Origin of the sequence: Williamwhitmania taraxaci (genome assembly GCF_900096565.1) — a bacterium.
Lineage (GTDB): Bacteria > Bacteroidota > Bacteroidia > Bacteroidales > Williamwhitmaniaceae > Williamwhitmania > Williamwhitmania taraxaci.
In genome coordinates this window covers 1-10,763 of the sequence record NZ_FMYP01000094.1, presented here as the reverse complement: position 1 = coordinate 10,763, position 10,763 = coordinate 1, and the positions used below count along the sequence as shown (strand labels likewise).

At 38.8% G+C, this 10,763-nt stretch carries 16 protein-coding genes; all 16 read right to left on the bottom strand.

Annotated elements, in window-relative coordinates:
* The coding region (locus BLS65_RS16145) for a group II intron maturase-specific domain-containing protein (protein WP_317039070.1) at window positions 1–492 on the bottom strand (492 nt) is incomplete at its 3' end.
* 13 nt (window positions 493–505) lie between these two features.
* Window positions 506–772, bottom strand: coding sequence for a DUF6483 family protein (locus BLS65_RS16140; protein ID WP_092440856.1), 267 nt, complete (start codon window positions 770–772; stop codon window positions 506–508).
* 120 nt (window positions 773–892) lie between these two features.
* Entirely contained in the window at window positions 893–1,159 is a 267-nt protein-coding gene (locus tag BLS65_RS16135) for a putative signal transducing protein (RefSeq protein ID WP_092440855.1), read from the bottom strand.
* A 297-nt stretch (window positions 1,160–1,456) separates the two neighbouring features.
* Window positions 1,457–2,101 carry a CPBP family glutamic-type intramembrane protease gene (locus tag BLS65_RS16130; RefSeq protein ID WP_092440854.1) on the bottom strand — a complete coding sequence of 215 codons (645 nt, stop codon included), beginning with the start codon at window positions 2,099–2,101 and terminating at the stop codon, window positions 1,457–1,459.
* A 175-nt stretch (window positions 2,102–2,276) separates the two neighbouring features.
* Entirely contained in the window at window positions 2,277–3,398 is a 1,122-nt protein-coding gene (locus BLS65_RS16125; RefSeq protein ID WP_125869916.1) for a peptidase associated/transthyretin-like domain-containing protein, read from the bottom strand.
* 909 nt (window positions 3,399–4,307) lie between these two features.
* The gene (locus BLS65_RS18455) at window positions 4,308–4,478 is read right to left on the bottom strand and encodes a hypothetical protein (protein ID WP_170830174.1); all 171 of its coding nucleotides are present in this window, start codon (window positions 4,476–4,478) and stop codon (window positions 4,308–4,310) included.
* A gap of 2 nt (window positions 4,479–4,480) precedes the next feature.
* Window positions 4,481–4,663, bottom strand: coding sequence for a class IIb bacteriocin, lactobin A/cerein 7B family (locus BLS65_RS16120; protein ID WP_092440852.1), 183 nt, complete (start codon window positions 4,661–4,663; stop codon window positions 4,481–4,483).
* A gap of 53 nt (window positions 4,664–4,716) precedes the next feature.
* Window positions 4,717–4,938, bottom strand: a complete 222-nt coding sequence (locus BLS65_RS16115) for a hypothetical protein (RefSeq protein WP_125869915.1) — start codon at window positions 4,936–4,938, stop codon at window positions 4,717–4,719.
* 272 nt (window positions 4,939–5,210) lie between these two features.
* On the bottom strand, window positions 5,211–5,411 hold the full coding sequence (locus BLS65_RS16110; protein ID WP_092440850.1) for a hypothetical protein: 201 nt from the start codon (window positions 5,409–5,411) through the stop codon (window positions 5,211–5,213).
* 224 nt (window positions 5,412–5,635) lie between these two features.
* Window positions 5,636–6,292 carry a CPBP family glutamic-type intramembrane protease gene (locus BLS65_RS16105; RefSeq protein WP_092440849.1) on the bottom strand — a complete coding sequence of 219 codons (657 nt, stop codon included), beginning with the start codon at window positions 6,290–6,292 and terminating at the stop codon, window positions 5,636–5,638.
* An 89-nt stretch (window positions 6,293–6,381) separates the two neighbouring features.
* Entirely contained in the window at window positions 6,382–6,600 is a 219-nt protein-coding gene (locus BLS65_RS16100) for a hypothetical protein (protein ID WP_092440848.1), read from the bottom strand.
* 101 nt (window positions 6,601–6,701) lie between these two features.
* Entirely contained in the window at window positions 6,702–7,937 is a 1,236-nt protein-coding gene (locus tag BLS65_RS16095) for a hypothetical protein (protein ID WP_092440847.1), read from the bottom strand.
* A gap of 163 nt (window positions 7,938–8,100) precedes the next feature.
* Window positions 8,101–8,400 carry a hypothetical protein gene (locus tag BLS65_RS16090; protein WP_092440846.1) on the bottom strand — a complete coding sequence of 100 codons (300 nt, stop codon included), beginning with the start codon at window positions 8,398–8,400 and terminating at the stop codon, window positions 8,101–8,103.
* Window positions 8,401–8,434: 34 nt separating this feature from the next.
* Window positions 8,435–8,689, bottom strand: a complete 255-nt coding sequence (locus BLS65_RS16085) for a putative signal transducing protein (RefSeq protein ID WP_092440845.1) — start codon at window positions 8,687–8,689, stop codon at window positions 8,435–8,437.
* 265 nt (window positions 8,690–8,954) lie between these two features.
* Complete coding sequence (locus BLS65_RS16080) at window positions 8,955–10,313, bottom strand: carboxypeptidase-like regulatory domain-containing protein (protein WP_092440844.1); 1,359 nt, start codon at window positions 10,311–10,313, stop codon at window positions 8,955–8,957.
* 101 nt (window positions 10,314–10,414) lie between these two features.
* Window positions 10,415–10,597, bottom strand: coding sequence for a hypothetical protein (locus BLS65_RS16075; protein WP_092440843.1), 183 nt, complete (start codon window positions 10,595–10,597; stop codon window positions 10,415–10,417).
* Window positions 10,598–10,763: the final 166 nt, after the last annotated feature.

Below are 10,763 nucleotides of genomic sequence, written 5' to 3'. Positions count from 1 at the left end.
ATTGGTTAAACGTTCGTATTTTAATACAAGGTTGTACAAGCCTTGCTCCTCAAACCATAAAATGCTCATAGCCTGATTGGCTTGTGGGCATTTTGCTTTCCGCCAATGACCTTTGCCCGAAAGCGCTAAAATCCAGCTTTGCCATTCCTTGACCCCCATGCTTTCTAAAAAGCGCTGGAGCGTTATCACCCTTTTACATTGCTTAAGCCTAAAACAGCGTAACTTGCGCCGTATCCATTCGTCGGTCGATTGTAAAAGTCCACGGCATTTTGCATGCTGAAAATAGGTTAACCACCCGCGCAATACTGGTTTCAGCTCGGCGATAACCTGTCCGAGGCTCACCCCTCTGTTGCGCTTGGTGATTGCCCTGATTTTCTCTTTCAGCCTTTTGTGGCTCTTTTCAGCGATGGTGAGTATCCCACTCCGCTGAATGGTATACCCCAAAAACTTGGTTTGGTTGCGGTAGCAAACTTTACTCTTCGCGTTGTTCACGATGAGCTTCAGCTTATTCTCGATAAAGTCGCTCAGCCAACATCTCCACTCTTACCAGACCATCTTTCTGGATATCCCTCCCATCGACAAGAGCACCAATAATACTCTGGACGCTGCTGCTATAAAAGAACGAGCTATCTCGACCCAAATACTTTTCATAAAAGCCGTTTAGCTGTATTTGAATCTCCTCGATGCGTTCCTCTTTTCGATTCAAAAACAATTGGTTGAGCGCATCGAAGAGCTGCTTAATCAACCGCATTATATAATCGCGCTCTATCATGCTATTGGTTTAAACACATTACAGCCCATGGCTTTCGATTTCCGTTTCGGAGAAGGCAATAGCACAACCCGCATGGGTCCAGAAATCAGAGACAAGGCTAAATATCGAACACAATTGGTGCTACTCCTCGTCCGCCTCCTCTGGCAGTGGATTACTGCCATTGGTAAATTCATCCACGAGTGGTTTGGCCAAAACATAATCGGAGCTAGCAATCATAACCGTAACCGAGGCCATTCCACCAGCAGCTATTTGCCACGGTGCAATACTCCCCATGAGTTCATTTTCGATAAATGCATTGATTCCATTGTCGTTGAGCAACTCTTTAACTATGGTTGCTTGCCATTGCTCACCCACATAAATTGCGACTAATTCAGTTTGGTTATCCATAGTTTTATCGTATAAAATTATTGATTCGAATTTAATTCTTAAAAATTATCCAACCGCATTGCCCGGAAATTTTAAACCGCAGCAAGTTTTAACTTTTTAAACTTCAGTATTACAAAGTTAAAAATTAGTTGCTCCTAACCAACTATTCCGGTTAGGCAGTAGCAAAGTTGCAGGAGTTCTGACAGGTTAAATGAAAGATGTATATTGCAAATACTTACCCCTCCTTTAGTTTCTAAGTTTCATCCAAAGGCTAGTTGATACCACGGCATAATGCAGGTAATATTTGATAATCATCGCTTACAATAGCGATAACACAAATGGTATATTGACCATTGCATGGAAAAGAATGGAGTATGCAATTCCGTAGGTTACTCGGATGTAACCAAATATCACGCCCATCATTAATTGAGGCAGCACAATAAATGGGGTAAAAATGAAATTATGGAAAGTAATACCGTCAAAATTAGAAATATGAACTAACCCAAAGACCACCGCAATGAAGTAGAAAAAGAATCCATACCGTTTTACAATAGCCAACTTACATTGATCATAGTAAGTAATTGCTATAATGCAGGCAATAGCTATGGCTACTATAAGCACAAGTTTTGTATCGCTCCCGTTAATAGAATACCAAATACCTAGAAGAGTGCAGCACAATAAATAAATGTACAAATTTCTTTTTTTGAATATCAGTAGTAACCGGAAGAATAACTCTTCCACAATGGGTGCCAAAACTATAATAAGCAGTATTTTTTTAGGGAGAATAAATGTTGGTACAGCATTATTAAATCCACACACATAGATAAGAATTCTAGTGACAGGACCCAGCGCTAATGAAAGAAGAAAAAGCACAAATAAAAGCAGGAAAAATATTTTCCAATTAATCTTCTTGCAGCTCTCGGAATATTTTGGCTTCTTAATAAAATGAATAAAGTCATTCATGCAGTTAAAATTAAGGAAATGGCTCCCAACAACAGGGAGCCAAAATCAACTAAACAAGAAAAAACGCCTCTAGTCCCTGAGTAAAGTCAAATTCTGATTTGTTCGCTAACAACGTTACGTCAGTTGTGAATAAAAATCAAGCAACAGTTAAAATAGCAGTCCATATATCACGCCATTACTCTGCCTTAAATCCCTTAATAAACTGAAACTCAAATTCAGGAGTAGTGCTTGCGGTTTGAAATATCAGCGCTTTATACTTATTCAGCTTTTTCTTCTCAGAGGTGGTCTTAGGTTGCTCCCGAGAGTTGGAAAATACTTGGTAGGAGGTGCATACCCACCGCGCATTGGTTGAATCACCTTTGAGCGAATAGGCCATCAGTCGTTTTGCCGTTACCGGAATTCCAAGATTAGAATAGGTTGTTGAGGTAGAATAGTCGAGGTAATACTCCTTTGCCTTTTTACGATTCGCAACCGACTCCCGCATATAGCTGAGCATGGAATTGCTAAGTTCGGTATCGATTCGGAGCATTCGCCAGCTCTTTTTGTCAATAAAAAATCGACCCGATGTTAATATAGAGTGGCCACTGGGGATGAAGCTTTTCTTAGGTCGAAAGCTAATAACTATAATGGAGTCATTGACGTTGAGATAGCTGTAAACTAAATTACTATCGTCCTTTTTTGACGCACCAACTAAGAAACTATTGACATATACACCTGGTAAAAATCGAAACGTAGAGACCGTATCGACTGGGAAATTAGGGCTGTGCGCTACGCTTAACCCTTCCAACTTATACGAGCCGCTATTGCCTTTGCTAGGACTTAATATAGTAATAATCTTGGCTGCTATAATTGCTTTTGCCTCCACCACCATTTGATTATTTACCTCCACCCTATCTTGTTGGTAGCAGGTTAAGAAAAGTGGAGCCTTTAGTAATTTATAGGTTGAATCAATAGCTCGAAGAATATCCCTGCGCGCCGCATCGGCACTAACAATAACGGGGTTAATCTCAATATTAACCTCGTCCATCAAGATCTCTTTTGGCTCCATCAACTGTTCGTAGGAGAGTTCAATAGTGCAATAACCCACCTGAGTAATCCGATATCGTTGGCCCACTTTAGCCGAAACCGTAAAAACGCCATCCTCATCAGCCATGATTCCTCCATTATTTCCTACAAAGGATACATTAGCAAAGGGAACCGAGCTACCAGTTTCCCTATCTACCAACTTCTTGGACACCGGCTGTGCTATAGAAAAAAACGAAAGAAAGACGCATAAAACAAGCAAAGTCGTCTTCATCAAACAACCGGGTATTTTTAATTTACATTTCATAACTTGGTGAATTAAAACATTATTTTAAAAATAAAAGAGCGGAGACATCTCCACCATTTAGTAAAGGTTTAGCAAAGCAACGAAACTCACCATTTGATGGTGATTCATCTCGTGCCCCCCACAAGAATTCCCCCAAAATTTTTTTATACAAAGTTTGTATTACAAAGTTAAAAATTAGTTTTTCCTAACCAACAATTCCAGTTAGACAGCAGTTCCTACATTCTGTAATACAAAACCATGTTTTATTGCAGACCAAAGCCTCGAAACACGATTATTTCGAGGTGTAATAACTAAAACCGTTCTAGTTTATCGGCGTTTTTCTTTCTTACTCTTTGCCAGTGCAGTTACAAATAACCTATGCAAACAGAAATGGTATCGGGAGTAAATAATGACATAAATTAATTTTTCATAAAAACTGGAAACCAATGAGATTAATTGTATCCTCAATATCATCTCTATTTGTGAAATACCAACGGACAAACAAACTAGAGCAGAGGGGATAGGATTATCCAATGATACTAAAAAATGTTGCGAATAAAAACCTCAATTTCATTCCAATAATGGAATATCAAATAGAAGACAATAAATGCAACAACCGCTTTAATCGTTATTCCTGTAAGAACATTTTTCTTCACAATTATTCTGTTTTTTACGTTAGTGCTCATATCTACATTCACGTTAATAGTTTTAACAACCGTAAAATAATCTACATATGGATGAAAAAAAGGGAGGAAAACTTAATACCTCCCTAAAGTGCAACATGCTTCAATAATTATCATTAACGCAATGTAAACAAAAAAAATGTTATCCTAAGTTCCATTTTCTAAAAGTAGTTATAACTAAAACACACCAAAGGATAGACATTCTATTTTCTTGTTACAGAAACCAATCGCAATAGGCTATAAAACCACCTGTAGTAGTTGGCATTCCAGCTGCAGCATTCCAGCCAACTATCATTGAAACTGCCTGCCCGGCACGATAAGCGAATGACGCACCACCATTCACATTAACACACTCCTCTTGAGTTAATTCAGTAATATTCATCATAATTATTTTTGTTTATATGGTTGACCACTAAACCCGCGTTCAAAATTATCCCAATCACTCATTATCTCAATAATCCCGGCACCAATCACAACTGGAATCAACCAAAAAATGCCACCATTCACTTCACTCAACTCCTGCTGTTGCATCTCGGCAACCCCGCAAGCATTCAAATCAAAATTTTTCATAAAACGTTTGTATTACAAAGTTAAACATTAGTTTTTCCTAACCAACTATTCGGTTAGGCAGTAACAAAGTTGCAGTAGTTCCGTCTACAAAAAGTAGACTCTGAAAAAAAGATGCTTCCCGCTTCAACTTTTATTTGCTCCTCTTGGTCGAGTGGTTTCAGCGAAAAAACGATTTCGATCTCGAATGGCCGAGTATAGTAGTAGGAGAATATAGTCTTGGAGTAGGCTATGGGCACCTCCCGCTTATGGTGGTGGAGCCATAACCAGATCGGCAAACCTTTATTACCCTCATTTTTCTAGAAAGGCTGTGCTTCCCATTTTTTCTTTTTTTCATAAAAACCACCCCAAAAGTTTTGTGTCTAACTTTTGGGGTGCATATCAAAAACAGGCAGCCTATTTTATTATTAACACAGTGATTCAAGACGTAAGTTCTATTTAATGTTATTAAATTATTATACTGATTATCAGCATAACTATTCAAAAACACTTACGTCTTAATCCACTAGTATTCATTTTGAAGGACGCTAAAATTGTTCAAATCTAGTTTTTATTGTTTCATTGATACACCTATTCCATAACCAATAGAATACCAACCAAACCCAGACATCCCAGATTTACTAACGTCTCCGCCACCGGAACCAGCTACAAAACCGTCAATGAATGCTGCCCATGTACCACCATCAATACTTCTAATCTCTACTGCATTCAACTCTTGCACTCCGCAAGCGTTCAAATCAAAATTTTTCATAAAACGTTTGTATTACAAAGTTAAACATTAGTTTTTCCTAACCAACATTATTTCGGTTAGGCAGTAGCAAAGGTGCAGGAGTTCCGTCTACAAAAAGTAGACTCTGAGAAAAAAATGCAATAAATTTGGCAACTCGAAACTCACTCCCATACCTTTCCAACTAAAGAACTAGCATTACATAAACGCAGGAAATTTTAACCGCACAAAAACAGCAACATCATTATTCAACAACTTATAAAATATACAACGATAACCCCAGGGAGATTACACAAAAAATGAAATAGAATCGAATAGGCAAGTCCATAAGATACCCTGATATATCCTAAGACCACCCCCAGTGTCAGTTGTGGCAAAACAAGCAGTATGGAAAAAATGAAATTATGAAAAGTCACACCTTGATAGTTGAAAATATGCACCAATCCAAATACAATTGAAGAGAAATAGAATACAATAGGATATCTCTTTACAACAAACTCCTTACTTTGATTGTAGAATACTAAAGCCAATGCTACAGCAACAACAACCGCAGAAAGATTCAATATGCTTTGATAGCTGCCGTTATAAAAAAACCAAATGCCCAGCAGAAAACATATCGACAAGTAAGATATAATGTTACTTTTTTTGAACACCAATAGTGAACGAAAGAATAGTTCCTCAACAATTGGAGCATAAATTGCCGCAAGAAACAATAATTTAAGACAACTCATCTGAGGCTTTTTATAACTGAAGCCCCATATATCCACAGCCATTTTGATAACAAATACCATTGGCGATATTACAATAACAGATGCAAAAAACAGCAGGAAAAACATTTTCCAATTTATCTGCTTGCAGCTCTCAGAATATGTTGGCTTCTTAATAAAATGAATAAAGTCATTCATAAAAACAAGACGGTCTTCTTAAATCTCAATAATCTACAATTTAAGTATGAAAAAGGAAAAGACTCTTACAAAGTCTTTTCCCGCTACTATTATCCGTTTATACCATGAAATAACAACCACGACCACCAAGCTGTCTCTCCAAATGACATACTGCCACCACCGCCACCACCAGTAGAGCCACCCCCATAACCAGCATATTCATCAGGCCTGCGACATTCGTTCCAAGGTGCTGTTCCACCATTAACCTCTGCCACCTCAGCAGCATTCATCTCTTGCACCCCGCAAGCATTCAAATCAAAATTTTTCATAAATCGTTTGTATTACAAAGTTAAAAATTAGTTTTTCCTAACCAACGGTACAGCAGCACCTCCATAAGTGAATTACGCTATTTGAAGAATAAATACGCATATTAATAGTAGAGCGATAAGCCAAAACGCATGCTTACTCCTTTCTCCATGTTGACTTCCTCCGGTAGGAAACCCTTGGTTTTTGCCAACACACCCAAATCGATAGAGATGGCTTGAACCTTTCCGAAATCAGGGAAAAGCAGATAGCGAAGAGCGGCGTCAATGGCTCCACCCGAAAAGCTTTTGGATGTATTGAAATCCAACTCCTTGGGTTGCGACCAGAAGTGTCCCACCACATCGCACCGAAGCTGCTTCATTAGTTTCACGTCGTATAGCCCAGCCCCACATGCAGGAAACCAGGTTGCCATATTCTGAAACTGCCTAAAGTAAACGTGAAGGTTTGTGTTGCGATGTTTTACCCAAACATTCTCGTCGATAAAATCGCCAAAAGGAGCCATGGTGTAACCCATACCAGCATTTAATCGCGTTGTCTCATTTATTTTGAAGTTAGGTCTACCAACCATAAGTGGATTTACTAAGTTGAGGAGCGAACGGTATCCTACCCTACGAAGAAACCGCTTCTCGTCACCGGCTAGCTCATTGTATCGGGTATAGCGCTGAAAATCCATTGTTGGGCGAAAAAGATGCCGAGCTGCGCTGTATGTGTCGAGACCTACAATATCACGATTTAGTTCATTAGACTCCTCCTTTAAATCCATATCATACTTAATGAGCCCGATTAAATAGTACTGCATTATGGCAATTTTTCGCACCCAATACTCAACCTTAAAGTTAGAGAAATCGTCTTGCTCAAAACTGGCAATTGTCTCCTCACGAAGGGTGAGCATGTAGTCGGACTCTAAACCGGCCGTGTGGAGTCGGATATAGGTTGGAAAATCGCTGTCGCGCAGATTTTTCAGAACATTATCGGTTACACCATTTACGTAGGCAGCTCCTTGGCTATTAAAGAATGGTTGCGATACAGAGCCAATCCCCTTCGCGGTTAAAATCGATCTGTGACCCTCTTCGTGCGTTAACGGCATCAAAAAAAAGGCTTGCATTCCAAGTTGAATTAGGTCGGAATAGTAAGGTTTTGTGATTGTTGAGTTAAGACCGCGAACCATAAGCCGATAGCCTGACAGGTAGTTCTGGCTAAACTGACGCATAGTAAAAAGTTTGCTTGGGGAATCCTGAATTATCAGAGGGTAGTGGCGAATAGCCTTTGCTGCGCTATCTGTTGCCTGACTGTAAGCACCGGCTGATTGCAAAAGAAAAAGAAGAAAAAGAAGAAATTTCATTGGCGTAAATAATAATTGCCTTAAATCTAAATAATAATTTTCCCAACCAAACTCATTTCGGTTAGGCACTAACTAAAACTTTGCAATACAAGGCTGCTTGTATTGTATACCAAAGCCCCGAAACAGAACAATTACGAGGCAATACAACACTAAAACATTACTATTACCCCTGCTGCTGCTCTTTCTTCCTTTTCCGCCAGTACAGCCAAAGGTTTATCACGAGCATTACGCCAACAAAGTGCACAAAATTTACATCGTAAAACGGCCTTAGTGAGTGAGGTTCTGAAGTAACCATCTTCAAAATAAGGTTCAGCAGCATAATGAAACCCATCGCGAAGAAAGTATAGCCAATGGACAACGGAAGTGTATCCGTTTTCTTAGCCTTAAACGTGTAAGCCAGTAGCAATGCGCAAACGGCATAGCCAATGCAAACGGAGATGGCATCGGGTGTAAATTGTGACATTGAATGTAGTTTTTAGTTGTGGAAAAAGTATTGTTTATTCGTCCTCCACTGGCAATGGATTACTGCCATTGGTAAATTCATCCACGAGTGGTTTGGCCAAAGCATAATCGGAGTTCGCAATCATAACCGTAACCGATGCCGATCCTCCGGCAGCTATTTGCCACGGAGCAATATTCCCCATCAGCTCATTTTCGATAAATGCACTAATTCCGTTGTCGTTGAGCAACTCCTTAACTATGGTTGCTTGCCATAACTCTCCGACAAAAATTTTCACTAATTCATTTTCCACAGTAAATCAGTTTCATTAACAATAAATTGAAGAGGATCTAACTAGCGCATAAAAGCCACGATAGCACCAATCAATCCACCTAGCACACCAATAAACAATCCTTTTACGAACCAATCTTTTTTTGAATGTGGCGTTTTAAAAAGTTTCATAGTATAAAATTAAGTCATTAAAGCAGAGTAAATACTGTTCCACCCACCATTAACCTCAGCCACCTCAACAGTATTCATGTATTATATTTCAACAGCTACACGATTTCCTAACAACACTAATCATCTGTGCGAAATGCTGGTTTAAAAATATTAGATCCATTAACCTGCGCCCACCCCTCTACATCAAGACTCGTAATATCAAGAAACGTAACAGAATTAGGCTTTCCTCTATCATGAACATCTTTGGAAGAAATTCTATTTAACCCTTTCCCTGTATTGATATTCGTAAAATCGAACACAGTGTGATTGCTAAACTTCCCCATAGAACTCTTTGTGACTATTTCTATCTTTAAGGGGGTGAGTTTTTTCTTTTTAAGTAAGTAACCATAATCTACCGTAAAATTTGTAAAAACACTAAACTTACCATCTGCGCCTACTCCACTGAACCTATATTCAGCCTTATGAATAGCAAATGTGGATTTATCAATATATAGAATCATATTGTGAAACATCGGATTCCCTTTCTCCAAACGTTTTCTCAGATCGGAATAGAAAAGGCTGTCCACTTGGGCCTCTGAAAGAACAAACAGCTTATTGGTTGGTGAATAATTTTTCTCCTGTTTGAACCTATTAAGATCTTTCTTGTATTGCTTCCGAAACTGCTCCTCGGGCAACTTATAACCATAATCAATGTGCCTAAGGTCGGTTACGCTAACAATCCAGAATTTATCAGATTTGGTAGAATCGTCAATGAAATTAAAGTGACCCTTCATATCGGGATAAAAGTACTGTGCAGTGATAGGGTCGACATGCCAAAAAACTGCAAAGTGATCAATTACGCGATACTCCAAATTCAAAGTCGCATCATAGTGTTTATTTTTAATGCACATTGAAGGAGTAAAGTATGATGTATCAACACTACCATACACCTGATACTTGCTTACGCTAACCTTTTCTTCCAAGGAATCGTTATACATGCCATTATTATTCATTACTCCAGTAGTTTCCATGGCGCCAACAACCAGCTTGGTGCTATCAACAAAAAGATAGCTTCTCATCGAAAAGTCTGTTGAGTATCGATATTTAAAGCACCATTTGGGATATTTGCGCAGTGCTATTTTCACAATTTTTTGCGCTGATAAATTATTACTAATGATTACCTCATCAATCTGCTCCTCCTTAGGTTGAAGAAATATGGTTTTGTTTTGAGTAATGTATTCAACGGTAACCTCCTTTCTTTCGTAACCAACACAACTAATTACAACCGTATCCGTTACATGACATTTCGGTATCCATAATTTAAAATATCCTGAATTACCCGTACTTGATCCTACAGCCTTATCCTTTAGTAGAAATACGCTTGCATACTCAACTGGTGCACCAGAGTCTTGGTTAATAAATTTTGAGGAAACCTCTATTTGAGAAAATGCAACTGCATAAAAGCTAAGAAATGCAAGAACAAGGAGATAACGCATACAATTTAAAAGATTAAAAAGATTAAAAAGAGAAGAGGGGGCTAACCATATAAGGTTGTAACCTCCTCAAAAACATTACAAAAATTCAATTTTATCGCTTACTACCAAAACCTTGGATCCCAAGCACCACCGCCTATATTTGTCCAAGTGGAGTTACTCCCCCAAGGAGTTGCATCCCCAAAAGACTGAATAAGATCCATAATATCACTGCCACCAATAACCTCATCCACCTCAGCAGCATTCATCTCTTGCACTCCGCAAGCATTCAAACCAACATTTTTCATGCAGCGTTTGTATTACAAAGTTAAACATTAGTTTTTCCTAACCAATACTACTCATTGGCTAATGAAGCAACCTGTAAAGTTTCACCACATTGTTAATGGAATTAATCCTCCTCCCTTTTCTCATGGAGCGTAGCGGAATGAGAAAAGGGAGGAGGATTTGGTTCCG

Excerpts from the sequence above, each read along its gene's own strand:
- BLS65_RS16125 (WP_125869916.1), bottom strand. The coding sequence starts at position 3,398 with ATGAAGACGACTTTGCTTGTTTTATGCGTCTTTCTTTCGTTTTTTTCT.
- BLS65_RS16135 (WP_092440855.1), bottom strand. The coding sequence starts at position 1,159 with ATGGATAACCAAACTGAATTAGTCGCAATTTATGTGGGTGAGCAATGG.
- BLS65_RS16100 (WP_092440848.1), bottom strand. The coding sequence starts at position 6,600 with ATGAAAAATTTTGATTTGAATGCTTGCGGGGTGCAAGAGATGAATGCT.
- BLS65_RS16095 (WP_092440847.1), bottom strand. The coding sequence starts at position 7,937 with ATGAAATTTCTTCTTTTTCTTCTTTTTCTTTTGCAATCAGCCGGTGCT.
- BLS65_RS16090 (WP_092440846.1), bottom strand. The coding sequence starts at position 8,400 with ATGTCACAATTTACACCCGATGCCATCTCCGTTTGCATTGGCTATGCC.
- BLS65_RS16080 (WP_092440844.1), bottom strand. The coding sequence starts at position 10,313 with ATGCGTTATCTCCTTGTTCTTGCATTTCTTAGCTTTTATGCAGTTGCA.
- BLS65_RS16140 (WP_092440856.1), bottom strand. The coding sequence starts at position 772 with ATGATAGAGCGCGATTATATAATGCGGTTGATTAAGCAGCTCTTCGAT.
- BLS65_RS18455 (WP_170830174.1), bottom strand. The coding sequence starts at position 4,478 with ATGATGAATATTACTGAATTAACTCAAGAGGAGTGTGTTAATGTGAAT.
- BLS65_RS16110 (WP_092440850.1), bottom strand. The coding sequence starts at position 5,411 with ATGAAAAATTTTGATTTGAACGCTTGCGGAGTGCAAGAGTTGAATGCA.
- BLS65_RS16105 (WP_092440849.1), bottom strand. The coding sequence starts at position 6,292 with ATGAATGACTTTATTCATTTTATTAAGAAGCCAACATATTCTGAGAGC.
- BLS65_RS16120 (WP_092440852.1), bottom strand. The coding sequence starts at position 4,663 with ATGAAAAATTTTGATTTGAATGCTTGCGGGGTTGCCGAGATGCAACAG.
- BLS65_RS16075 (WP_092440843.1), bottom strand. The coding sequence starts at position 10,597 with ATGAAAAATGTTGGTTTGAATGCTTGCGGAGTGCAAGAGATGAATGCT.
- BLS65_RS16130 (WP_092440854.1), bottom strand. The coding sequence starts at position 2,101 with ATGAATGACTTTATTCATTTTATTAAGAAGCCAAAATATTCCGAGAGC.